Below are 22,399 nucleotides of genomic sequence, written 5' to 3' on the forward strand. Positions count from 1 at the left end.
GCTTCGGTGCGCTACGTGCTGGGCACGAGTTGCACCACCGCAGACCCCGTCAGCGCTGACGGCACCGGCAGCAGCGGAATGGAAGGCAAGAGCGGGTTCGTGCCCGTGGTGACCGGCAGGGTAAGCACCACGCTCAGGCATTGCATGCTGGTGATGGTCGGACACGTCACCAGCGGTGCGCCGCTCTGGTTGGTGGTGACCTGCGAACTGATGAATGACGGCAGCGCGGCAGTGGCGGCCGTATAGGCAGCGGCAACGCGTTGCGTGTTGGACGGCTGATAGCGCAAGGCTGCGCGGGCGCCTTCTTCGGCGGCCAGCGTCAGCACCTGCTGCATGGCGAAGATCAGGCCGTAGTACGTGATGCCCAGCATCAGCGTGAGCAAGACCGGCAGCACCACCGCAAACTCGATGGAGACGGCGCCCGAGCTACCGCGCCGGCACGCCTGGTGGCGCGCCCGTTCCCGTTGTCCTGTCGGCATGGCCGATCCCCTCTCTTAGCGTATGGCCGCTTGATGCGGCTCTGATTCAACCTGTCTGCATGGGCGGCGGCGTCTCCAGTGCCGTCTCAGCCACCGTTTTCCTTGCTGGGTGGGTTCTGCCCCTTCTGCCCGTTAGTGCAGCCATGGCAGGGCCAACAGCCCAATCGCCATGTATGCCGCGTAGGGAATACCGCGCTGGCCCGCCTGTGCGGCATCCCATCGGACCAAGGCCGGGCACGCGCGCATCAGCAACCACGCTGCCGGGCTTGCCGCATCCATGCGCCGCGCCACCACAATGAGCAGCCCGTGCATGCCAGCCAGCAGGCTGCCGACCAACCACACCGGCAGCAGCCCATGCCAGCCGCACAGCAGGCCTGCGACAGCAAAGAACTTGACGTCGCCCGCCCCCATCCACCGCAGCGCATACAGCGGCAGATACACGGCAAACCCGATTGCGCCACCCAGCAGCGCATCACGCCAATCCAGCGCCAGGGCCTGAACGGGCCCCAGCCCCATCAGCGCAACCGCCAGCACCAGGCCCGCCAGGACGAGCCGGTTCGGCACCCGCCGGGCGCGCAAATCAAACCAGATGGCAAGAACCGCGAAGGTTGCGACCGCCGCCCAGCCTGCGATGTCCGCAAGCTGAGTCACGCCGTTACGACGTCTTGGCGGTCAGCAACTGCGTCTGGATGTACGAGAAGATCTTGCCGAGTTGCGTGCCAATCTGGCCGACGGTAGCGATGATGCCCGCCGCGATCAGCCCAGCAATCAGCCCGTACTCGATGGCAGTGGCGCCCCGTTCGTCACGAACAAACTTCAGAATGGCTTGTTTCATGATGCTCTCCTGTGTGCACTGACCCCCGGAGGGTGTTGTTGGTATAGGTCTTCGCTCGCTCACGACGTTTTGGCCGTGGCGAGTTGGGTATTGACGAAATTGAAGATGGCTTGAAGCTGCGTGCCGATGCTGCCGATGTTGACGATGATCGCCGCCGCGATCAGCCCCGCAATCAGGCCGTATTCAATGGCGGTCGCCCCGTCCTCTTCGCGCAAAAAACGCGTGATGATCGTTTTCATGCCCGCTCCCTCACCCAAACCACTTTTGCTTTATGGCGTTACCGGGGTGTCACGCATGTCACGTAACACCCCGTAACGCTTTTATAGGTGTGCAGCCCGAAACGGGAAATAACTCAAGTGAGGTACTTGTATTGAATTAGAATAATACCTCTATTTATTTCTATTAAAGATGCAGTCAGCCCTCTCAAATCTCATGGAAATCCCTTAATGATTAGGAGACTAGACCCATTATATGGGCGGGTAATCCATGCATGCTGAGTTGGTCTGAACGCTCCCCATTCTCTGTCCAGGTCAAAAAAAGGATGCGCGAGCGACGGGAACGCGCCCGCGCACCTTCAAGAGCACAGACAGGTACTGCTCAGTGCGCCAGGCTGCCTACGCCGCCCAGCAAGTTCGTTACAGGGGCCAAGGGATTGCTGCCCGAAGTTCCGCCGGTTGCGCCGCTCACGCCGCCGAGCGCGCTGGTAACAGGGGCCAGCGGGTTGGAACCGCCTGTTGCCCCACCCAGGCCACCCAGCAAGCCAGTCACGGAGCCCAGCGGATTGCCACTACCGCCCGCGCCACCTACTCCGCCCAGCAAACCGCCCAGCGGATTACTGCCGCTGGAGCCGCCGGCCGTGCCAACGCCACCTGCCAGCGCTATGGTTGTCCCCACCGATGTCACGACGGGGCCCAAAGTGGACACCACGGGTGCCCCCGTCCCGGTAATGGTGGCGCCAACGCCCGCCACGCCGTTGCCCACCGCGCCCAACAGCGTGTTCCCCTGCCCACCCAGGCCAGTGGAATCCCCGGCCATTTGCGTGCCGTTGGTGACTTGCGTGGTGACCGGCACGATGGCCGAGCTGGCCTGTTGCGTAACCTGCTGCACGGCGCCGGAGGACAGCGCGCTACCCAGCAACGTGCCGCCGCCAATCAGCGCCTGGCCGACCTGCTGCACACCACCGCCCACTGGTTGCGTAATGGGAGCCAGCGGTGCGCCGGAGCCTTGCCCCAGACCCTGAACGAGCGAGCCTGCGCTCACCGTAGCGTGCCCCACGTCGGTCACGACATTGCCGGTGCTCGCGACGGTGGTGCCGATCGGATTCGGGTTCTGTCCCATCTTGCCCACGCCGTTCTGCACGCCCAGACCTAGGTCGCTAATGGCTTGGCCGGTGTTAGAGACCGTGCCACCCAGCCCAGCCTTGGCCTGGTCGGACAGGCCAGGAATATTGGCGTTTTGCAGCGTGGTGCCCAGGCTGCTGACTGCCTGGCCCGTCGCCACCACCGTATTGCCGGTGCCGTTGGCGACCTTGCCGACCGGCGTCACGCCAGTCAGATCATTCGGGTTCGGGCCTGGCGAGTCGCTGCCAGAACCGGAGCCTCCCGAAGAACAAGCCGCAAGCAGCAGTGCGGCAACAGCGCAGGCCAACGGCGCAACGCGGATGGCGTGTCGAGTGTGAGTCATGGTCCGTCCCCTTCTTGGAATGGTTGTGTTCCTGATGTCTGAGCTCGGCAATGCGGACAGCGGGCCTATTTCTGCAATTGCTATGCCAATGACGTTAGAACCACCACTCAATTTTTAGGAAACCGCATTCTGACGAGGGTTTACAGGTGTCTCTACGGGATAACCCAGCCCAGGAAAACGCCTGTTACGACCCGAAAATCCGTGTTCCGGACGTTACGGTGTAACGTGACACGGAACATATTGCGCCCGACATAATCCCGAATGCGCAAACGTTTCACCCCGACTTTGGTGGGGTAAGAAAATCCGATCTTTATGAGAATTTCATAATTCAGACCGCATTTCCGCATGAAAACCACCGAAACAATATAAGCCGTTACGCATGGCGAAATAATCTTGCCATGGCACACCGTTTGCAGAGTCCGCTGACCCAAATCGACATTGGGACCACTTTCCAGCTTCGAAAAAGCGGACTTTTAAAACGGGAGAACAACCATGAACAAGAACATCAAGTGCCTGGCCGCCACCATGGCAAGCTTGCTGGTGCTGGGCGGTTGCGCCAGTTCGGGCTCGGGGGATCTGGGTAGCTCGCTGGGCGGTTCAAACGGCGGGGGCGGCTCGAACAACAACACGGGCGGTGGCTCCACGCCGAGCCCGTCTCCGTCTCCCTCGCCTTCTCCCTCACCGTCGCCGTCGCCCTCTCCCGCTCCTTCGCCTGCAGCGCTGACACCGACCGGCGCTGTATTGAACAGCGCTGGCAATGTGGTCACCACCACTGGTTCGACCATCAGTGGTCTGGGCTCGACCATCAAGACCGCCCCGCTGCCATCGCAACTCAGCGGCGTGCAAAGCGGTCTGGGCGGTGTGGTCGACAACCTCGGCACGACCGTGTCCGCGCTGGGCACCGGCGTGCAGAGCGGGGTGGGCAACATTCCCAACAGCACCAACCCGGTCGGCACGACGGTATCGAGCCTCGGTAACGTCGTGACGGGTGCAGGCAACACCGTCACCAGTGCTGGCACGCTGGTCAACAACCTTGGGACTGGCCCGCTGGCGCCGCTGTCCCCGGTGACAACGCCGCTGGCCGGTGTGGTCACGCAGGTTGGTCAGGCGGTGGCGAATGGTGGCGGTACGCTGGGCACGGCGCTGTCGACTGGCCCGGTGGAACAACTCACGCAACAGTTGAGTACGGCCATCGTGCCGCTCACATCGCAGCTCACGAATGCCACGCAAACCGCAGGTGCCACCACCGGCGTGGGCTCGCCGAGCAATACGCTGCTGGGTACCTTGGGCGGCGCCGTGGCCAATGGCGGCACCACGCTCACCAACACGCATGCGCCAGTGGTCAGCGGCCTGGGCGGCGTTGTCACCGCGGTCGGCAATACCGTTGGTACGCTGGGCGGCGTGGCGTATTCGCCCACGTCATCGCCGAGCAATCCGCTTGCGCCCATCACTGGTTTGTTGGGTGGCCTCGGCGGCTTGGGTGGCGCGACGGGCGGCTCCAACCCGCTGTCGCCAATCACGGGCGCGCTCGGGGGGCTGGGTGGCACAACTGGCGGCGGCAGTCCGCTGGCACCGATTACCAGCGTATTGGGTGGCCTCGGCGGCGCGGCCAGCGGTGGCAATCCCCTGGCTCCGATCACCGGTGCGCTCGGCGGTCTTGGCGGCGCCACGGGCGGCAGCAGCCCGATCAGCGCAGTCACCGCGCCGGTCGGCGCTGTCGTCAGCACCGTCGGTACGAGCGTGACATCGACAGGCAGCACCACACCGCTGGCACCGGTGACTGGAGTGGTCGGCGGGGTGCTCGGCACGGTGGGCGGCGTACTTGGTGGCACAACGCACCACTGATTGACAGACGGCGGACCCGCTTCAAGCCAAGCCGGTCCGCCGCTTGTTTTAAACACGCACCCACGCCCCGCAAAGCGACCTACGTACTGGGCAAACCTGCGCGGGACGACGTGCCATCGGTATCTACCCATGGGCCGTTGCGCTGCGTGAACGTTGTCTCTATGTGATTTGTTGTAAAGCACCATGTCTCGCGGTTATCGTTTGATGCAGCGCGCGGCGATCAATGCGCGGCTTTGCTTCACGACAAACGAACACCCCATCACGGAGGAGACAGGCGTGCGGACCACCACCCTGCGGTTGGCCCTGGCCACGGGCGTTGCCCTGGCCCACCCGGCACCCGGCTGGGCGCAAAGCAGCCCTACCCAAGGCAACCCGATCGATACACTGCCCAAGGTCGATACGTCCCGTCCGCCCCAGCAGAAGATTCAGGTGGAAGTTCAGCGGCCGAATCCGGCGCTGGAAAACCTGCTCGCCACGCACCTCACGCCCACCAAGTTCCAGATCGAAGGCGTGAAGACGCTGCCGTTTGCCGAGATCGCCGCGTACTTTGCGCCGCTGGCCGGGCATGACATCACCGTCGCGCAACTGCTGCAGGCGGCCAATGATGTGACCAAGCTGTATGCCGATCGCGGGTATCCGCTGTCGTTCGCCTTCGTGCCCGCACAGACGTTTGAAGGCGGCGTGGTACGCGTGACGGTGGTGGAAGGCCATGTGGCGCGCATGCGCGTCGAGGGCACGCCGGGGCCGCTGGAGGGCCGCCTGCGCGAAATCTCGCAACGCTTGATGGATGAAAAGCCTTTGCGCCGCGAGACCTTCGAGCGTGTGACCGGCGTGCTCGCGCAGCAGCCCGGTGTGCAGATCACCGCGACCGTGCAGCCGCCCACCACCACCGATGGCGCGAGTGAACTTGTGCTCAACGTCAAGCGCCAGCCGTACACCATCGGCACGGGCATCGAATACCGCAAGCCCGGCGTGCGCGCCGTCATCACGGGCACGCTCAACAGCGTGACGCCGTTTGGCGAGCAGATCACCGTGTCGACGCTGCAGCCGCGCGGGTCTGACCACGAAACGTTCTACTCCGCCACGTGGGCGCAGCCGATTGGCACCGATGGGCTGCTGGCCAAGCTCTCGTGGTCGCACTATCGCGGCATGCCCGAAAACCTCCCGCTCGAGCAGCTGGGCTACCAGTCGCGCTATCTGACCGATACACAGCGACTGGGCCTGTCGCTCAGCTATCCAGTGCTGCTGTCGAACACGCGCAGCCTCACGCTCACCGGCACGTTCTACGGCAACGACGATACGCAGCGCTATTCGCCGCAGAACACCGCCATCCCGCAAACCGAGCTTGACGCCAAGGTGCGCGTGGCCGGCGCCGAGGCGCTGTATACCGAAGTGAAACCCGGCGAGACGCGCCGCGCCTCTCTGGGCCTGTATCAAGGCATCAGCGGCCTGGGTGCAAGCAAGTCGGTCAACAACAATGTCGATCTGGGCTTCCTTCGTACACGCCTGACCGCCAGCGAAGCGCACGACCTGCCCTTCGGTTTTGGCGTGGTGGTCTCGGGTGCTGCGCAGTACAGTGGCGCGGTGCTGCCGTCGTCCGAGCAGATCAGCTTTGGTGGGCGTTTCTTCGGTCTCGCCTACCCGGCTGGCGAAGTGGCGGGCGATCGAGGCTGGGGCGCGTCGGTCGAACTCAACCGCGCCTTTACGGTATCGATGGACTATCTGAAGACCGTGCAGCCCTACGTGCTGTACGACACGGCCAAGGTGTATTCAAATGCGGGCACACTGGTGCACGACCAGCTTGGCTCAATTGCGCTGGGCGTGCGCTTTTCAGATCGGAAGTACTACACGCTGGACTTGGCCATCGCGCGGCCGGTGGGCGACAAGCCCATCAACAGCAGCTCGCGTGCGCTGCGCTTCAACGCCGCCTACACCTACCAGTTCAACTAGGACAAGCACTGAACACGTTAAGCTATTTTGTATATTTTTTATATTTTCAGCGCTGAAAGTCGGCCATACTCCCCTCTCGAGGGGGGGATACAGCACCGCCGGAATTTGGGAGCATCGCAAGCGGAATGTTAAGTTTCTCCAAAGAGTTGCCGATTACTACAGAAGTCGCGCAGAACAACAACAATCAATACAGCGACAGCGGCGTCACGCCGCTACACAACGTTGGCGAGGGGCCCAGCCTCCAGCCATCGCAATACGCACCGGGGGCCATCATGCTGCAACGTCTATCAGATGACGCAGAGTTCCACCGCCTCGTCGATACCATCTACGAAGCGGTGCTTGAACCTGCGCAGATGCCGATCGCTCTGGCCCTGTTATCGATCTACGCCGGGGCCGAAAGCGCACATTATTTTGTTTGGGACAAACACACTGAGACGCCACGCCAAGGCGTGTCGTCGGGCTGGTGCGCGCAATGCCCGCAACCGGGCCAATGCAACGCCTTCTGCCAAGACCCGCAAATCCTGGGTGCGCAGCCCGTGGACGACTCAGACAACGCCCCCGCCGACGCCATGACCTTGGTCGACACGCCCGACCTGCGGGTCACGATGCGCCTGCGTACGCGCGACGGCGCATCCGAAGTCAGCGCCATTGAGCGCGAACAGCGCCTGCAACGCGTGTTGCCGCATCTGCAGCGGGCCGCGCGCATGCAACAGCGCAATCAGGAGCTGAACGAACTTGCCGCGCTCGGCATGGCGGGGCTGGATACGCTCGACTTTGGCGTCATGGTCATCGAACGCACCATGCGCGTGAAATACGCGAACGCCTGGGCACGCACGATGGCTGCAGAAGACGACCGTTTGTCGCTGGATGGCGGCAAATTGCATTCCGGCGACCATACACACGACAGTGCATTGCGCGCGCTGATTGAAACGGCTGCGGGCTCCCTGGGCGTGCAAGGCGCAGCGGGCTCTTGGATGTATCTGGCACGCGATGGCCGCCCAGTGCCCTTTATCGCCACGCCGCTGGCACCTTCCGACGCCATGCGCTCGGGCTGGGCGTCGCCGCTGGCGTTGGTGCTGGTGGGCAATTCCGAAACCCGCTCGGTGATGGATGCTGGCGTGCTGGCCTCGCTGTTCGGGCTCACCAATAAGGAATGCATCGTCGCCGCCCGCCTGGCTGCCGGCGAAACCCTGCAGGAAATTGCCGAGCGCGAATTCCTCTCGCTGCATACCGTGCGGGTGCATATCCGCGACATCCTCCGCAAGACCGGCACACACCGCCAGTCTGAGCTGGTGCGCCTGCTGCACCTGCTGCCTAGCGTCGATCTGGAGCGCGCCGGCGCAGCCACCCCAGCTTCGCGCCGCCGCGGCCGGCTGCACGCCTAAAACGTCGGGCTAGGCGCAATCCCCTGCGCCTACCACTCACGTATACCCGGGTCACGTTCCGGCGTTTCTTGCCGATGCATTTGGATAGGCGCGGAGCCGTCACGCAGGCTTGATGCAATGCAACTCCGACGGTTTATCCCGACGCATTCTGTGAATAGCGCACAACAAGGTCGCTTTTTCGCTGCCTGAAACACCAGGCAATTGCGCTATCCTCGCCGCAAAACACAGACAGGCGTCGGTCTAATCGGGGGGCCGCGCCGAATGCGCTCGCATGCATAACGATTTCCATATTGCGCTGCTGCTGTTTGCGTGGGTAAGCACAGGCTTGACCACGTTTGCCGCACTAGACGCCGCGACACGTCTGCCGGGGGGCTCGACGGTCGCAAAACGCCGCAACTGGCGCATTGCCTGCGCCGCCATCCTTGGGATTGGCTTGTGGTCTGGGCTCTGGCTTGTCCAGGTCGGCCTGCATCGCCAGGTTGGCGTATCACTGGGGGTGCCCTTGCTGGGTAGCCTCATGACCGCGCTAGCGGCTTCGGTCGCCACGTTCACCGTGGTGTTGCCGGATGCGACGTTCAGCACACCAAGCCAACCACTGCAACGTCGCGGCATCGCCATCGGCGCGGCAGCGCTCGGCATCGGCCTGCTGGTGCTGGAGCTTCAACTGGCACGTCCGTGGACTCACGACGCAACGCTCACGCTGCAGCGCACGCTGCTCTGCTACGGCGGCAGCACGCTTGTACTGGCCGCGGGTGCCTGCCTGGCCATATCGATGGCATTCCATGCCCCGCCGGCACAGCGCCGCGAGGCCGTTGGCCTGCGCGCACGCGCCGCGGCGGTACTGGCAACTTCTGCGGTCTTCTCGCTGATGATCTGGCCGTCGATAACAACCTGGTCGGCCAACGAGCCAACCGCACATGTCGTCCCGACCATCATGCTGAGCGCAGGTGGCGTACTGCTCGCGCTGGGCTTGCACGCTGTGCTGATCATGCTGGAAACCCGCGTCGATTCCACGCAGGCACACCTGGCCGCATCGCTGGCGCGCGTGGCGAGCCAGCCGCAGGTTCCGCAGCATCACGACGCGCTCACCGGTCTGCCGAACCGCCTGCAGCTGCGCCAGGCGCTCGACAGCGCCATCGTTTCCGCCACGCGACGCGGGCGCCCTTTCGCGCTGTTCTATCTGGACCTGGACAACTTCGCGCAGATCAACGAGCAGCACGGACACAACGCGGGTGACCGCGTCCTGCAGATCATCGCCGAGCGACTGCGCCAAACCGTGCGCGGGGAAGATACCGTCGCCCGCCTCGGTGGCGATGAGTTCGGCATCCTGGTCGAGGGCCTTGCGCTGCCGGAGGCGGCCGCCACCATCGGCGACAAGCTGCTGTTCCGGCTGCGGGAATCCGTCGAAATTGACGGCCGCCGCGTGCGCGCCACGGCCAGCATCGGCGTGGCGATCCATCCGCACAACGGCGCGACCGCTGACACGCTGCTCGAACACGCCGACGCCGCCATGTTCGATTGCAAGCAGTCCACCGGCAACGCCTACCGCTTTTTCGAACCGCGCCTGAACACCACCGCGCACCGTGTGCTGCAGATTCAACGTTCGCTCTCGCACGCGGCGCTCAACGGGCAGCTGTCGGTGTACTACCAGCCCAAGTTCGACACCCGCACGCGGGCCATGATTGGCGCCGAGGCACTGCTGCGCTGGAATCACCCGGAACTCGGGCCAGTGTCGCCGGCCGAGTTCATCCCGCTGGCCGAGCGCACCGGCACCATCGTTGAATTGGGCGATTGGGTGGTAGAAGAAGTCTGCCGCCAGATCATGCACTGGGATGCCGCCGGCATGGCCCCGCAGCGCATCGCCGTGAATCTCTCGCCACGTCAGTTTCAGCAGCCGGACCTCGTGCAGCGGCTCTCGCAGATCCTGCACCGATATCACGTGTCAGCGCACCGTCTGATGTTCGAGATTACGGAAACCGCCGCCATGCGCGATGCCAGCCAGAGCATTGCCGCCATCCGGCAGATTCAATCGCTCGGTTTTGAAGTTGCCATCGACGATTTCGGTACCGGTTACTCCAGCCTCAGCTATCTGCAGCGCTTCCGCGCCCAGCAGATCAAAATCGATCGGGCATTTGTCAGCGCGCTCGACGACAATCCGCCCGAAGCCGCCGCCATCATCCGCGCCATCTGCGCAATGGCGCACTCATTGGAAATGACGGTCGTAGCAGAAGGCGTGGAAACCGAGGCGCAAATGCAAGCCCTGATCAATCTGCATTGCGATCAGGTGCAAGGCTATCTGCTGGCGCGCCCGCTACCCGCCCAAGCATTTCAAGACTGGATGAATTTACAGGCCGCCTGACGGCATTGGTACAAAAAATGCGCCATTTTGATGCATGGCGTAAAACCTTTCGCCAACCTTTCAACTCAGCGCTTGAAAACATTACAGTGCCACCCGCTCGCATTGCTGGAGCAATGAGGCAATCACATAAGAAAATTGTGTACGAATTGTGCAGGCGCAGCAGTTTGTCTTCATTGTCTCAACAATGCATCAAAGACTGAAAAATCTTCACCTGTTCACGAATCTCCATTCGCCGCAAAGCCAAGCGCCATCACGGTTTTGGCTCCACGCACCTCACTTGGAATGCAACTGTAAACATTAGGTCTTAACGGAATTCATAGCTCACATGAAAGTCGTTATAATGCCGTGGGCTACGGGGAGCGTGCCCATGTTTCAATGGCAAAAATTGAGGAATCCATAATGTCGACTTACAAGGAAATTGTTCAGAAGATCTCTGAACTGCAGCGCCAGGCTGATGAACTCCGGGCGAATGAACAGGCAGCCGTGATCGCCGAAATCAAGCAGAAGATCGTGGAATACGGTCTGACCGCCGATGACCTCGGTTTTGGCAGCAAGGCCGGCGTGGTTTCGAAAAAGGTTGGCCGCAAGGTGCCCGTGCGTTATCGCGACAACAACGGCAATACCTGGACGGGCCGTGGCAAGCGTCCGGGCTGGTTGGTCAAGGAGTTGTCGGCGGGCCGCAAGGTGGAAGATTTTCTGGTCGCCTGAACTCCAGCAAGTTGCACCTCCGAGACGGCACATAGAGGCGTCCGGAAACCACAAAGAACAAGGCCGGCATATTTGCCGGCCTTGTGCATTTTGGGCGTACGCGCGGTTATACGTGGAAGCGCCCCACCGCTGTGCGCAGGATTTGCGCCTGCTCTTCCAATGACAGCGCCGCCGCTGCGGCTTGTTCGACCAACGCCGCATTCTGTTGCGTCACCTCGTCCATCTGATTGACGGCCTGGTTGACTTGTTCGATGCCCGAGCTTTGCTCATCCGACGCGGCCGAAATCTCGCCCATGATGTCCGTCACACGTTTGACGGCGGTCACCACTTCCTCGATCACGGCGCCGGCTTCCTGCACCAGCGCCGAACCGTTTTGCACGCGACCCACCGAATCGCCAATCAGCTCCTTGATCTCCTTGGCCGCACCGGCCGAGCGCTGTGCAAGGCTGCGCACTTCGCCGGCCACCACGGCAAAGCCTCGGCCCTGCTCGCCTGCACGTGCTGCTTCCACGGCGGCATTGAGCGCCAGGATGTTGGTCTGAAACGCGATGCCCTCGATCACGCCGATGATGTCGGCAATCTTCTTGCTGCTTTCATTGATGCCCGACATGGTCTCGACCACACGGCCCACCACCTCGCCGCCCTTGACCGCAATGTCGGACGCGTTCACCGCCAGCGTGCTGGCCTGACGCGCGTTGTCGGCGTTTTGCTTCACGATGCTGGTCAACTCTTCCATGCTGGAGGCGGTTTCCTCCAGCGAGCTGGCCTGCTGCTCCGTACGCTGCGACAAGTCGGCATTGCCTGCCGCGATCTGCTTGGTTGCACTGGCAATGGAATCGGCCGACGTCTTGATATGGGTGATCGTGCCCGTCAGCTCGCGCTGCATCTGCGCCATGGCGTAGAGCATGCTGTCTTGATCGCCTGCGCGCGTCTGCACGTGCATGGCGAGATCGCCCTTGGCGATGCGGGTGGCAATATCCGCCGCGTAAGCCGGCTCACCACCCAACTGGCGCTGAACACCACGCGTGACCGTGACCACCACCAGCGTCATCAGCAGCCCCACCCCGACCAGCAACCCGAGCGCCTGGACCAGCGATGCGTGGAACGCTGCCTCAACGTCGTCGATATACAGGCCGGTGGTCATGGACCAATCCCACGGCTCGTAATAGGCCACGTAGGTCAGTTTGGGTTCAGCCTTGTCGCTGCCGGGCTTCGGCCAGAGATAGCGCACGAACCCGCCGCCGGCCTTGGCCGTGCGCGCAATATCCGCGAACAGGTGCGTGCCGGCAGGGTCGGTGACGGCCGACATGTTCTTGCCGACCATCTCCGGCTTGAACGGGTGCATCACCGACACCGTGTCGCTGTGCGACAGCGAGAAGTAGCCGTCGGTGCCGTAGCGCATGTCCTTGAGGCGGGCCATGGCTTGTGCCTTGGCTTCGTCCACCGACATCTTGCCCTCCTGCGCGAGTTGGGCGTACTCCTTGATCACGCTGAATGCCGTTGCGCTGACGTTCTGGAGATCGCGCTGCCGCTCCTCCATGCGCACCGTGCGCGCGCTCCATGCGCTCCACAACGCGATCACCAGCAGACATGTCCAGCTCAGGACGAGCGGCAGCCACAGCTTCTGTCGAAGCGTCAGTCGATTCATCTTCCTTCCCTCCATGCGTTTTTGTGTCCGCGTCGTGCGCGGTGCTCCCCGGCGCGATTGCACGCGCTCTATATGGGCTATCGGGCAGAGGGAAAAGAAACTTGAATGCGCCGTGGGCTGACGGCCTCCAGCGCGCGATTGACAGCCTTGGCAGCTTTAACGCAAGGCGTGGGGATTGATGCTGGGCAGTGCCGCGTCGGCGGCGGGCGCCGGTTCTGTCACAACACGCGTTGGCGTGGGTTGTTGCTCGTGCTCCAGCGGCGACCACGATTCCCACACCCCCTGGCGTCGGACGATCTCAGGCGCGGCAGAAGCCATGGCGACTTTTGATGAGGCAACGTCCACCGCAGCGGTCTTTTCTGCCTTTTCGGTCTTTTCGACGACGAGCTCGACATGCGAGCCCGCCATGCGCACCGCACGACCACCGGCGTCGCGCGACGCCGCGCCGTGCGCCACCATCTGACGGTAGCTGCCGTCCTTGTGCCGCATGCGGAACTGCGCCGTGTAGGCTGGCGCGCTGCCATCCACATGGGCCTGAATGCGGTTGAGCACCATCGGCAGATCATCAGGGTGCACCAGACGCAAATATTCGCTGGTGCTCGGCCCGATCTCCTTGAGTGAGTAACCCAGCATGGCGGCAAAGCGCGTGGAAAACTGCGCACTGCGCGTCACGAGATCGAACTCCCACAAGCCCACATCGGCGCCGTCCAGCAACAACTGATGGCGCGCCGACAGCTCAGCCTCACGCTGGCGGTAGCTTTGCTCCAGGTCGTTGAGCGCCTGCATGGTTTCTTTGCGACGGCGGATTTCACGTGCGGTGACGGCAGTGGCAGCATCGCCCGCCGCGCGATCCCGATAGCCGAGCAGGTAACCGGCTAGCACGGAAGCAACCGCACCCAATACCACGAGCCCTTGCAGCCAAGCCGGCGCGCTCTGCGTGGAAGCTGGCGCAATGTTGGCCAATGACGCGGCGTACACGGCGCCGACCGCCAGCCCAATGCCGAACAGCACGCTCACAAACAGGCTGACGACCGGGCGACGCGCCGCCACACCCGATGCGCCCGAACGCGCCGGGAAGGCAAACTGCAACGCAGCAGCACAGGCGATGGCCGACAGCACTATGACAATGCCGAGCAGCCCGGCATCCTGCAGTGCGATCGACTCAAAGCGCGCCACACCTGCGAGCAACAGCACCGTCACCGGGCCGCTCACACTGAGCAGTACGCCCAACACCACCGCGCGCGCCGTCCCCGAGCGGCCACCCAGCACGCACCACAGCGCCGCCACGGCCAAGCTCCAGGCAAACGCGGCTAGCGCCATCACATAGGGTGCCGTGTCTTCTTGCAGCGGCCAGTGCCCGATCAACGGCAGCAACGGCACCGTCCACAACGCAATCGCCGAGAACAGCGCTGTCATGACCAGCGGCAAGCGTGAGCGCATCGCCGTCGCACTGCGCAGACTGTCCAGCAAACGCAGCAACAAGTTGCCCGCGCCGCATGCCACGATCAATGGCAGCAGCGCGCCAACCAGTGCACTAACCAAGTGATCAAGCTGATCGACGAACGCCACGTTCACTGCAGGAGGTCTCCGGTATCGGATGCGTCAGAAAACCAATGCATCAGCCGCGCGTCTGAAAACCCTCGGGGTTCATGCTTTGCCAGCGCCAGGAGTCTTCGCACATACGTTCGATGCCGTACTGTGCGCGCCAGCCCAGCAGCGTCGCAGCGAGGGCCGGGTCGGCATAGCAGGCGGCAATATCGCCCGGACGGCGATCGACGATCTGATACGGAATCGGGCGGCCGCTGGCGCGTTTGTAGGCCTCCACCACTTCCAGCACCGAATAGCCGCGGCCTGTGCCCAGGTTGACGGTAAAGCCACGGCCATCGCGACGCAGTGCATCCAGCGCCGACAAGTGCCCGCGCGCCAGGTCCACCACGTGGATGTAGTCGCGCACGCCGGTGCCGTCTGGCGTGGGCCAGTCGCCGCCGTAGACGGACAGCTTCTCGCGCTTGCCCACGGCCACCTGCGCCACGTACGGCATCAGGTTGTTGGGAATGCCGCGCGGATCTTCGCCGATCAGCCCGCTGTGGTGCGCGCCCACCGGGTTGAAATAGCGCAGATAGGCGATCTGCCAGGCGGCGTTGGAAATCTCCAGGTCGCGCAGCACCTGTTCGCCCATCACCTTGGTCTGGCCGTACGGGTTGGTGGCGGACAGCGGAAACGATTCGGTAATCGGCACCGTATGCGGATTGCCGTACACCGTGGCCGACGAACTGAACACCAGCTGGCGCACATTCGCATGCGCCATGGCGGCGCACAGCGTCACCAGCCCGCCCATGTTGTTGTCGTAGTAAGCCAGCGGCTTCTGCACCGATTCACCCACCGACTTGAGCGCCGCAAAGTGGATAACGGCCGAGATGCGCGTGCTGGCAAACAGATCGTCGAGCAGGCGGCGGTCACGCACATCGCCCTGCACGAACTTCGGCGTCTTGGCGGTGATCTGCTCGATGCGCGACAGCACGGTCGAGCTGCTGTTGCAGAGGTTGTCCAGGCCGATCACCTGATAGCCCGCATCCAGCAGTTCAACCCAGGTGTGCGAGGCGATATAGCCGGTAGCGCCGGTCAGCAGAATGGTTTCGGTCATTGGGTGCGAGGTATCGAGGAGGAAGAGAGTTCTGTCGTGCCGGTTCGAGCGCGGCATCGCGTTGCACCGCACCAAAGCCACCGGCGCGATGAAACAGCGCGATCATAACAAAGCACCGCATGGATTTGCGGGCGATTTGCCGCAAAAACGTGCGGAAAAAACGGCGCGCCGAAACGGTGTCTGTGCTGGCAACCCGTTGATTGCCCGATGGGCGGCCCGATCAATCGCCCGATCGGAGGTCCACCCGGCCGTCCGGGTGAGCAGCGGCTTGCCAGTCAGCATAAGCAGCACGCAAACGCCAGGCCGAGGTCTGGTCACGCAGGCCCAGCGCGTACCCCACTTCAGCGGGGGCGGCACCGGCATCGAACAACGCGGCCGCGTAGCCGTTGCGCAGCGTCTGCGGCGAGAGCCGTTCGCTGCGGTGCGTCAATGCCGGAAGCGCCGCAAGCCACGCCTCCACCCGCCGATAGATGGAAGCCGCATGCATGACCCGCCCGCCAGCGTCGGCCACGAACACCCGCTCGCCTTGCACCTCGGCATGCCGACGCACCGCCAACCACGCCGCCAGCGCAGGGCGCGCCGCCTCTAGCAGCGGCGCCTGATACGCCGGGCCGCGCGCGGGCTCCACCGTGATGGTCTCCTGCGCATCCCCCACCTGGCGCAGCAACAGCGACTGCACCTGCGCCACCTTCAACCCCGCGCCATGGCACACCGCCACCAGGGCCCGGTCACGTGCCAGCTTGAAGGCACTGGCATTGGCGGCTGCTTCATTCCTGCCAGCGCCAACCTCCAACGACGCCTCAATGGCCTCCCGCTCGGCGACGGAAAGAAACGTGGTCGGGTCGTTCTCCCCTTCCGCCAATTTTTGCTGCACGACCGAGCTGGCGGGGTTGTGCGTGCCCGTGCGCAACTGCTCGATCTGGTGGAAAACACGCTCGATCAGCCGGGCATAGCGATAGCGGTGCAGCTTGGTCAGGCCCGATTCATCAAGGAAGGCGGCGATGTCGCCCGCGCTCCAATCGGCCAGCGCGCGCTGGCGCGACTCGGCCCAGCGCAGCCATTTACGCCACATCGCGCGGTACACCGTCGCGGATGACTCGCGGTAACCGCGCGCCGCCAGCCAGTGTTCAAAGGCTTGCGCAGGCTGCTCTGCCCAGTCTTGCAGGCTGGGCTGAAACAAGTCGGGGACAGGCGTGGCGGGCGGCGTAAAAACGGGCGGCATGCAGGAAAAACGGGGCGAGGGATGGCCGGGCATTTGGCAATTCGCGTATCCTGCCGAGCGTAACACGCCACTATCCGACCCCATCGTGAAGAAAACCGACCTCGAAAAACTCAAGGGCCTAAAGATCGCCAACAACCTCAAGCGCGACAGCCAGCGCGCCGGCAAGCCCGGCCAGGGCAGCGGCAAGGCCATCCCCAAGAACAACAAACTGCTGAAGGCGCTACTCGGCAAGCCCGCCGAAGACGACTCGCAAAAGTCCTGACACCCTGACGCGCACCCCATATCTAGAACCCTGCCCTGTTGTTCCAACGGGCGCTTGGGTGCTACCGTCCGGCGCGTTTCCACATCACGTGATGCGCCGGATATGCCCTCCCCCTACCCTCACCTGCTTAGCCCCCTCGACCTCGGCTTCACCACGCTCAAGAACCGCGTGCTGATGGGCTCGATGCATACCGGGCTGGAAGACGGCAATCACTTCGATCGCCTGGCCGCCTACTTTGCCGAGCGTGCGCGTGGGGATGTTGGTCTGATGGTGACCGGCGGTTTTGCGCCCAACATCGCCGGGTGGACCAAGCCGTTTGCCGGCCGCCTGGCTACGCATGGCGCGGCACGTCGCCACCGCGCCGTCACCCACGCCGTGCACGAGGAAGGCGGCAAGATCGCGCTGCAGATTCTGCATACCGGCCGCTACGGCTATCACCCGTTTGCGGTGGCGCCATCGGCATTGCGCTCCCCCATCAGCCCATTCACACCGCGCGAGTTGTCGGCGCGCGGTATCGAGCGCCAGATCCGCGCCTTCGTCCGCTGCGCCCAACTGGCCCGCGAAGCCGGCTACGACGGCGTGGAGATCATGGGTTCCGAGGGTTACTTCATCAACCAGTTCCTCGTCACCCACACCAACAAGCGCACCGACGACTGGGGCGGCAGCTATGCCAACCGCATGCGCCTGCCCATCGAGATCGTCCAGCGCACGCGCGAGGCGGTCGGCAAAGACTTCATCCTCATCTATCGCCTGTCGATGATCGATCTGATCCCGGACGGCAGCTCGTGGGAAGAAGTCGTGCAGCTCGCCAAGGCCGTGGAACGCGCAGGCGCCACCATCATCAACACCGGCATCGGCTGGCACGAGGCGCGCATCCCGACCATTGCGACGAGCGTGCCGCGCGCGGCCTTTGCGTGGGTGACGAAACAGATGAAGGGCGAGGTCGGCATTCCGCTGGTCACGTCCAACCGCATCAACACGCCCGAGGTCGCGGAAAGCGTGCTGGTCGATGGCTGTGCCGATATGGTCTCGATGGCGCGTCCGCTACTGGCCGACGCGGATTTCGTGCGCAAGGCGGCCACGAACCGCGCGCAGGACATCAACACCTGCATCGCCTGCAATCAGGCGTGTCTGGACCACGCCTTCAAGGCCAAGGTTGCGAGTTGCCTCGTCAACCCGCGTGCGTGCCATGAGACGGAGCTTGTCATTCGCCCCACCCCTGTGAAGCGACGCTTTGCGGTGGTGGGTGCAGGGCCAGCGGGCTTGTCAGCGGCCATCACGCTGGCGGAGCGCGGGCATGCGGTGGACCTGTACGACGCCGCACCGGAACTCGGCGGCCAGTTGAATATGGCCAAGACGATTCCGGGCAAGGAAGAGTTTCACGAGATGCTGCGTTACTTCACGCGACGGGTGGAGGCGACGGGCGTGACACTGCGCCTTGGCACACGCGTAGATGCGCAGCAACTGCTGGCAGGCCAGTACGACGAGATCATCGTCGCGACGGGCGTGTTGCCGCGCAACCCGAAGATTCCGGGGCAGGAGCATCCGAGCGTGCTGTCGTACATCGACGTGCTGCGCCATCGCAAGCCGGTGGGCAAGCGCGTGGTGATTGTCGGTGCGGGCGGTATCGGTTTCGACGTGGCGGAGTTCCTCGCGCTTGATGGCCACTCGCCCACACTGGACTTGCAAACCTGGCGCACCGAATGGGGCGTGGGTGACCCAACGCAGGTGCGCGGCGGTGTGGATGGCATTCGCCCGCAACCCGAGGCGCCCGCACGCGAGATCGTGCTGCTGCAGCGTCGCGCCGGCAAGCTGGGCGCCGGCCTTGGCAAGACCACCGGCTGGATCCATCGCACCAGCTTGAAAAACATGGGCGTGCGCATGGTGGGCGGCGTCAACTATGAACGCATCGGCGACGAAGGCCTGCTGGTGAGCTACGGCGACAAGCGCGAAGACGCCGAATGGCTGCCCGTCGATTCCATCGTGCTCTGTGCCGGCCAGGAGCCACTGCGCGAACTGGTCGAGCCGCTGCAGGCGGGCGGCGCCAAGGTGCACGTCATTGGTGGCGCAGACGAGGCACGCGAGCTTGATGCCAAACGCGCCATCGACCAAGGCACGCGTCTGGCCGCATCGCTTTGAGATTGCTGTGACGCCCACGGCGCGCGCGGTGTGAAGGAATTGCACCCCGCGCCCGTTTTTACAAGCCCTGCCCGCCCTCAGCCCAGCCGCGAATGGCGAAACGACAAGGCGCTGACAAGACGCGGGGGGGCCGGCCCGGTTCTTGCGTGAAACGACGCATCACGCACATCCCCATGAACCGGTTTGACCAAACACGCTGCACCCCAGTCTTCCGCCAGCGCGGCGCCCCTACCCCCGCTCGATCTCAACCGAACGGCATTCCTGCTCGACTTTGACGGCACGCTCGTCGACATCGCGCCGCAACCCGACGCTGTCCACGTGTCTGCGCCGCTGCGCGAGATGCTCGCCGGCCTGCATGCCGCCAGCGGCGGTGCGCTGGCCATCATCAGCGGGCGCACGGTGCACGACGTCGAAACACAACTCGCGCTGCCCGGGCTGGTGATTGCCGGTGTGCACGGCGCCGAACGGCGCTACGCCGATGGCCGCTTCGTCCGGCTCGACACCAACCCCGATGCGCTGGCCGAGCTTGCACGCGAACTGCATACCGAGTTCACGCAGTTGGTCGCGGAATTTCCTGGCGTAGTGCTCGAGAACAAAGACATCGCGTTCGCGCTGCATTACCGCCACGCCCCGGATGCCGAAAGCGCAGTGCTTGCGCTGGCAGACCGCATCGCGCGGCGCCATGCCGACCACGTTCGGTTGCAGGCCGGCAAGATGGTCGTCGAGCTCAAGCCGCGCGGCGCAAGCAAGGGCGACGTGGTGCACACGCTGATGACGGAGCCGCCCTTCATGGGCCGCCAGGTGCTGTTTGCGGGGGATGACCTGACAGACGAGAGCGCCTTCTACGCCATCAATGCGCTGGGTGGGTGGTCCATCAAGGTGGGCCCGGGGCCGAGCCAGGCGCGCTGGCGCGTGCCAGACCCGGCGGCGTTGCGCGCATGGTTGGGTGGGCTTGTTGCGGGTGCAGCGGAGCGTGCCCAATGAGCCGGCTCATCGTTGTCTCCAACCGCGTGGCGCCTGTGACCGAAGGCCAGGGCACGGCCGGCGGCTTGGCGGTGGGCGTGTTCGACGCGCTGCGCGAGACCGGCGGCGTCTGGTTCGGCTGGAGCGGCGAGACTGCGCCCACGGTTTCGCATGAACCGCATATCGTCAGCAAGGGCAATATCACGTACGCCACGGTGGGCCTGAACCGCAAGGATTACGACCACTACTACCGTGGCTTTGCCAACGCCACGCTGTGGCCGATCTTCCATTACCGGGTGGACTTGTCGCGGTATCAGCGGCAGGAGTATCACGGCTATCGGCGGGTCAATGCGCAGTTCGCCCATCAGCTCAAGGCGCTGGTGCAGCCCGACGACATCCTGTGGGTGCACGACTACCACCTGATCCCGTTTGCGGCGGAGTGCCGCGCGCTGGGCCTCACCAACCGCATCGGGTTCTTCCTGCACATACCGTTTCCTTCGCCGGAAATCCTGACGACCATTCCGCCGCATGAAGACCTGATGCGCGCGCTGTGCGCGTATGACCTGGTCGGCTTTCAGACCGAAACCGACCGCGTGGCCTTCTACGACTACATCGAGCGCGAGGCGCGGGGCTATATCGAGCAGAAAGAGCAGAACGGGCCCGTCCATGCTTATGGCCACACGCTGCGTGCCGAGGTCTACCCCATCGGTGTGCATCCGGACGAGATTGCGCAGCAGGCTGTGTCATCGCTGGCACGGCGCAATCCATTTGCGCGCCACGCCGGCCTGCGCGCGGAGCCCGGCGGCCAACCCAAGCTCATCATGAGCGTGGACCGGTTGGACTACTCCAAGGGTCTGCCGGAACGCTTCCGCGCCATCGAGCAATTGCTCGACGATTTTCCGGAGCACCGCCGGCACGTGACCTTCATCCAGATCGCGCCGACCTCGCGCCAGGACGTGCAGAGCTACCAGCAGATCCGCCAGCGGCTGGAGGCGGAATCGGGTCGCATCAACGGCAAGCACTCCGAGTTGGACTGGGCGCCCATCCGCTACATCAACAAGCAATACGAACGACGCGTGCTGATGGCACTGTTCCGCAGCTCGCAGATCGGCTATGTGACGCCGCTGCGCGACGGCATGAACCTCGTCGCCAAGGAATACGTGGCCGCGCAAGACCCGGAGGACCCCGGCGTGCTGGTGCTCTCGCGCTTTGCCGGCGCGGCGCGTGAGCTGGATGCCGCGCTCATCGTGAACCCGTACGACACGCGCGGCATGGCCGAGGCATTGAACCGCGCGCTGACGATGCCGCTGGAAGAACGCAAGGCGCGCTACGCCCACATGATGGATCGCCTGCGTGTGGCGAATCTCACCGTCTGGCGGGAGCGTTTTATCGAAGACCTGCGTAACACCCCGGCGCGGTAGTCAGGCGCCGCCACTGCCGCTGCGCAGGATGCCCTCGTCGGCATCGCCGCTTTCGCCGGCACCTTCTGCGGCACCTGCGTCGACGTCCGCGGCGAGCATGTCGTCCAGCACCGATCGCATGCGCGACCAATGCGAACCCGGCCAGTACACGCGTCGGCAGACATCGCAGGTACTGAACATGTGCTGCCGCTCCCGCACGCGCGGCGGCACGCTGGCCGCAGCTTCTTCCACGCTCAACATGCGCAGCGGCGCGTTGCACTCCAGGCAGCGCGAGAATGGCCGCGCCACATCGCCCAGCCGAAAGCGCGCCACGATCTCGCGCATCTGCGCTTGCGGCTGCTGTGTGCGGATGAACGCCCCACGGCGAATGCCGCGCCGTTTGAGCAGCTCACGGTCCCGCGAGAGGACGATCCAGTCTTCGGCCAAGGCCAGCGCCTCGATGGCGGCATCGGCGTAATTGTTGTCGTACGTGGTGTCGAAACCGGCCATGCGCAGCAGGCGCGCGGTGGCGCCCAGATGGGCATCGCAAAGAAAGTGCAGCGGTGTGGCCGGCAAGGCGGGCACCACACTGAAGACATCCACATGGCCGCGTGCCGGCAAGGCCGCTTCCAACGTGTGGCCATGGCCGTCCACCAGTACCTGCCCCACCTCGGTATGTGGCACGCCAAGCGCCTCGATCGCGTGCTTGAGTGTGGCGCCCTCTGCCCACGCCCGCACGACCGGGCGACCGCGCAAGGCGTGCGGCAGAAGCGGGGTCAACTGGGCGTCAAACGTGAGGAGAACGGTTTGCATGCTTGCCACGATACTCCGAACCCTCCATAGGTGCTGTCGTGTCGTGCGGAGGCACAGGCCATCG

At 64.0% G+C, this 22,399-nt stretch carries 19 protein-coding genes; 9 read left to right on the forward strand and 10 right to left on the reverse strand.

What is annotated here, in order from left to right; genetic code table 11:
• Nucleotides 1-11: 11 nt before the first annotated feature.
• From ACS7SF_RS18935 to ACS7SF_RS18955, 5 genes are all read right to left on the reverse strand, one after another.
• The gene (locus ACS7SF_RS18935; protein WP_366171177.1) at nucleotides 12-479 is read right to left on the reverse strand and encodes a TadE/TadG family type IV pilus assembly protein; all 468 of its coding nucleotides are present in this window, start codon (nucleotides 477-479) and stop codon (nucleotides 12-14) included.
• Nucleotides 480-611: 132 nt separating this feature from the next.
• Entirely contained in the window at nucleotides 612-1,130 is a 519-nt protein-coding gene (locus ACS7SF_RS18940) for an A24 family peptidase (RefSeq protein ID WP_439893693.1), read from the reverse strand.
• A gap of 4 nt (nucleotides 1,131-1,134) precedes the next feature.
• The gene (locus ACS7SF_RS18945) at nucleotides 1,135-1,314 is read right to left on the reverse strand and encodes a Flp family type IVb pilin (protein WP_439893694.1); all 180 of its coding nucleotides are present in this window, start codon (nucleotides 1,312-1,314) and stop codon (nucleotides 1,135-1,137) included.
• A 59-nt stretch (nucleotides 1,315-1,373) separates the two neighbouring features.
• A complete protein-coding gene (locus ACS7SF_RS18950; RefSeq protein ID WP_439893695.1) occupies nucleotides 1,374-1,553 on the reverse strand; it encodes a Flp family type IVb pilin in 180 nt (59 codons plus the stop codon).
• A gap of 358 nt (nucleotides 1,554-1,911) precedes the next feature.
• Nucleotides 1,912-2,997, reverse strand: a complete 1,086-nt coding sequence (locus tag ACS7SF_RS18955) for a collagen-like triple helix repeat-containing protein (protein WP_439893696.1) — start codon at nucleotides 2,995-2,997, stop codon at nucleotides 1,912-1,914.
• Nucleotides 2,998-3,489: 492 nt separating this feature from the next.
• Between ACS7SF_RS18955 and ACS7SF_RS18960 the strand changes: the two genes are divergently transcribed.
• The 5 genes from ACS7SF_RS18960 (at nucleotide 3,490) to ACS7SF_RS18980 (ending at nucleotide 11,244) form a co-directional block, all read left to right on the forward strand.
• Nucleotides 3,490-4,842 (forward strand): collagen-like triple helix repeat-containing protein, encoded by a 1,353-nt coding sequence (locus ACS7SF_RS18960; protein WP_439893697.1) that lies wholly within the window; start codon nucleotides 3,490-3,492, stop codon nucleotides 4,840-4,842.
• Between the two features lie 276 nt (nucleotides 4,843-5,118).
• Nucleotides 5,119-6,792 carry a ShlB/FhaC/HecB family hemolysin secretion/activation protein gene (locus tag ACS7SF_RS18965; protein ID WP_439893698.1) on the forward strand — a complete coding sequence of 558 codons (1,674 nt, stop codon included), beginning with the start codon at nucleotides 5,119-5,121 and terminating at the stop codon, nucleotides 6,790-6,792.
• 125 nt (nucleotides 6,793-6,917) lie between these two features.
• A complete protein-coding gene (locus ACS7SF_RS18970) occupies nucleotides 6,918-8,177 on the forward strand; it encodes a helix-turn-helix transcriptional regulator (RefSeq protein WP_439893699.1) in 1,260 nt (419 codons plus the stop codon).
• A 271-nt stretch (nucleotides 8,178-8,448) separates the two neighbouring features.
• The gene (locus ACS7SF_RS18975; RefSeq protein ID WP_439893700.1) at nucleotides 8,449-10,536 is read left to right on the forward strand and encodes a putative bifunctional diguanylate cyclase/phosphodiesterase; all 2,088 of its coding nucleotides are present in this window, start codon (nucleotides 8,449-8,451) and stop codon (nucleotides 10,534-10,536) included.
• Nucleotides 10,537-10,935: 399 nt separating this feature from the next.
• Complete coding sequence (locus ACS7SF_RS18980; protein ID WP_439893701.1) at nucleotides 10,936-11,244, forward strand: H-NS histone family protein; 309 nt, start codon at nucleotides 10,936-10,938, stop codon at nucleotides 11,242-11,244.
• Between the two features lie 106 nt (nucleotides 11,245-11,350).
• Here the strand turns inward: ACS7SF_RS18980 and ACS7SF_RS18985 are convergent, their stop codons facing one another.
• From ACS7SF_RS18985 to ACS7SF_RS19000, 4 genes are all read right to left on the reverse strand, one after another.
• A complete protein-coding gene (locus ACS7SF_RS18985) occupies nucleotides 11,351-12,892 on the reverse strand; it encodes a methyl-accepting chemotaxis protein (RefSeq protein WP_439893702.1) in 1,542 nt (513 codons plus the stop codon).
• 156 nt (nucleotides 12,893-13,048) lie between these two features.
• A complete protein-coding gene (locus tag ACS7SF_RS18990) occupies nucleotides 13,049-14,467 on the reverse strand; it encodes a PAS domain-containing protein (RefSeq protein ID WP_439893703.1) in 1,419 nt (472 codons plus the stop codon).
• 43 nt (nucleotides 14,468-14,510) lie between these two features.
• A complete protein-coding gene (galE, locus tag ACS7SF_RS18995; RefSeq protein WP_366171201.1) occupies nucleotides 14,511-15,536 on the reverse strand; it encodes a UDP-glucose 4-epimerase GalE in 1,026 nt (341 codons plus the stop codon).
• Nucleotides 15,537-15,756: 220 nt separating this feature from the next.
• Nucleotides 15,757-16,758, reverse strand: a complete 1,002-nt coding sequence (locus ACS7SF_RS19000; RefSeq protein WP_439893704.1) for a tyrosine-type recombinase/integrase — start codon at nucleotides 16,756-16,758, stop codon at nucleotides 15,757-15,759.
• Here ACS7SF_RS19000 and ACS7SF_RS19005 point away from each other — a divergent pair.
• The 4 genes from ACS7SF_RS19005 to otsA all read left to right on the forward strand — a co-directional run bounded on the left by ACS7SF_RS19005 (nucleotide 16,730) and on the right by otsA (nucleotide 21,543).
• Nucleotides 16,730-17,020 carry a hypothetical protein gene (locus tag ACS7SF_RS19005; protein ID WP_439894496.1) on the forward strand — a complete coding sequence of 97 codons (291 nt, stop codon included), beginning with the start codon at nucleotides 16,730-16,732 and terminating at the stop codon, nucleotides 17,018-17,020. The genes ACS7SF_RS19000 and ACS7SF_RS19005 overlap by 29 nt on opposite strands.
• A 102-nt stretch (nucleotides 17,021-17,122) precedes the next feature.
• Nucleotides 17,123-19,159 (forward strand): FAD-dependent oxidoreductase, encoded by a 2,037-nt coding sequence (locus tag ACS7SF_RS19010; RefSeq protein ID WP_439893705.1) that lies wholly within the window; start codon nucleotides 17,123-17,125, stop codon nucleotides 19,157-19,159.
• 183 nt (nucleotides 19,160-19,342) lie between these two features.
• On the forward strand, nucleotides 19,343-20,143 hold the full coding sequence (gene otsB / locus ACS7SF_RS19015; RefSeq protein ID WP_439893706.1) for a trehalose-phosphatase: 801 nt from the start codon (nucleotides 19,343-19,345) through the stop codon (nucleotides 20,141-20,143).
• Nucleotides 20,140-21,543, forward strand: coding sequence for an alpha,alpha-trehalose-phosphate synthase (UDP-forming) (otsA, locus tag ACS7SF_RS19020; protein ID WP_439893707.1), 1,404 nt, complete (start codon nucleotides 20,140-20,142; stop codon nucleotides 21,541-21,543). The genes otsB and otsA overlap by 4 nt, the downstream gene beginning before the upstream one ends.
• On the opposite strand, the gene ACS7SF_RS19025 is transcribed toward otsA, so the two are convergent.
• Nucleotides 21,544-22,335 (reverse strand): Mut7-C RNAse domain-containing protein, encoded by a 792-nt coding sequence (locus ACS7SF_RS19025; RefSeq protein WP_439893708.1) that lies wholly within the window; start codon nucleotides 22,333-22,335, stop codon nucleotides 21,544-21,546. It lies immediately after the preceding gene.
• Between the last annotated feature and the right edge of the window lie 64 nt (nucleotides 22,336-22,399).

Source organism: Ralstonia sp. 25C (genome assembly GCF_051904805.1).
Taxonomy (GTDB): Bacteria; Pseudomonadota; Gammaproteobacteria; order Burkholderiales; family Burkholderiaceae; genus Ralstonia.

Coding starts and splice junctions, on each gene's coding strand:
- ACS7SF_RS18955 (WP_439893696.1), bottom strand. CDS start 2,997: ATGACTCACACTCGACACGCCATCCGCGTTGCGCCGTTGGCCTGCGCT.
- ACS7SF_RS18970 (WP_439893699.1), top strand. CDS start 6,918: ATGTTAAGTTTCTCCAAAGAGTTGCCGATTACTACAGAAGTCGCGCAG.
- ACS7SF_RS19000 (WP_439893704.1), bottom strand. CDS start 16,758: ATGCCGCCCGTTTTTACGCCGCCCGCCACGCCTGTCCCCGACTTGTTT.
- ACS7SF_RS18935 (WP_366171177.1), bottom strand. CDS start 479: ATGCCGACAGGACAACGGGAACGGGCGCGCCACCAGGCGTGCCGGCGC.
- ACS7SF_RS18985 (WP_439893702.1), bottom strand. CDS start 12,892: ATGAATCGACTGACGCTTCGACAGAAGCTGTGGCTGCCGCTCGTCCTG.
- ACS7SF_RS18960 (WP_439893697.1), top strand. CDS start 3,490: ATGAACAAGAACATCAAGTGCCTGGCCGCCACCATGGCAAGCTTGCTG.
- ACS7SF_RS18950 (WP_439893695.1), bottom strand. CDS start 1,553: ATGAAAACGATCATCACGCGTTTTTTGCGCGAAGAGGACGGGGCGACC.
- galE (WP_366171201.1), bottom strand. CDS start 15,536: ATGACCGAAACCATTCTGCTGACCGGCGCTACCGGCTATATCGCCTCG.
- ACS7SF_RS18980 (WP_439893701.1), top strand. CDS start 10,936: ATGTCGACTTACAAGGAAATTGTTCAGAAGATCTCTGAACTGCAGCGC.
- ACS7SF_RS19010 (WP_439893705.1), top strand. CDS start 17,123: ATGCCCTCCCCCTACCCTCACCTGCTTAGCCCCCTCGACCTCGGCTTC.
- ACS7SF_RS18945 (WP_439893694.1), bottom strand. CDS start 1,314: ATGAAACAAGCCATTCTGAAGTTTGTTCGTGACGAACGGGGCGCCACT.
- otsA (WP_439893707.1), top strand. CDS start 20,140: ATGAGCCGGCTCATCGTTGTCTCCAACCGCGTGGCGCCTGTGACCGAA.
- ACS7SF_RS18975 (WP_439893700.1), top strand. CDS start 8,449: ATGCATAACGATTTCCATATTGCGCTGCTGCTGTTTGCGTGGGTAAGC.
- ACS7SF_RS19025 (WP_439893708.1), bottom strand. CDS start 22,335: ATGCAAACCGTTCTCCTCACGTTTGACGCCCAGTTGACCCCGCTTCTG.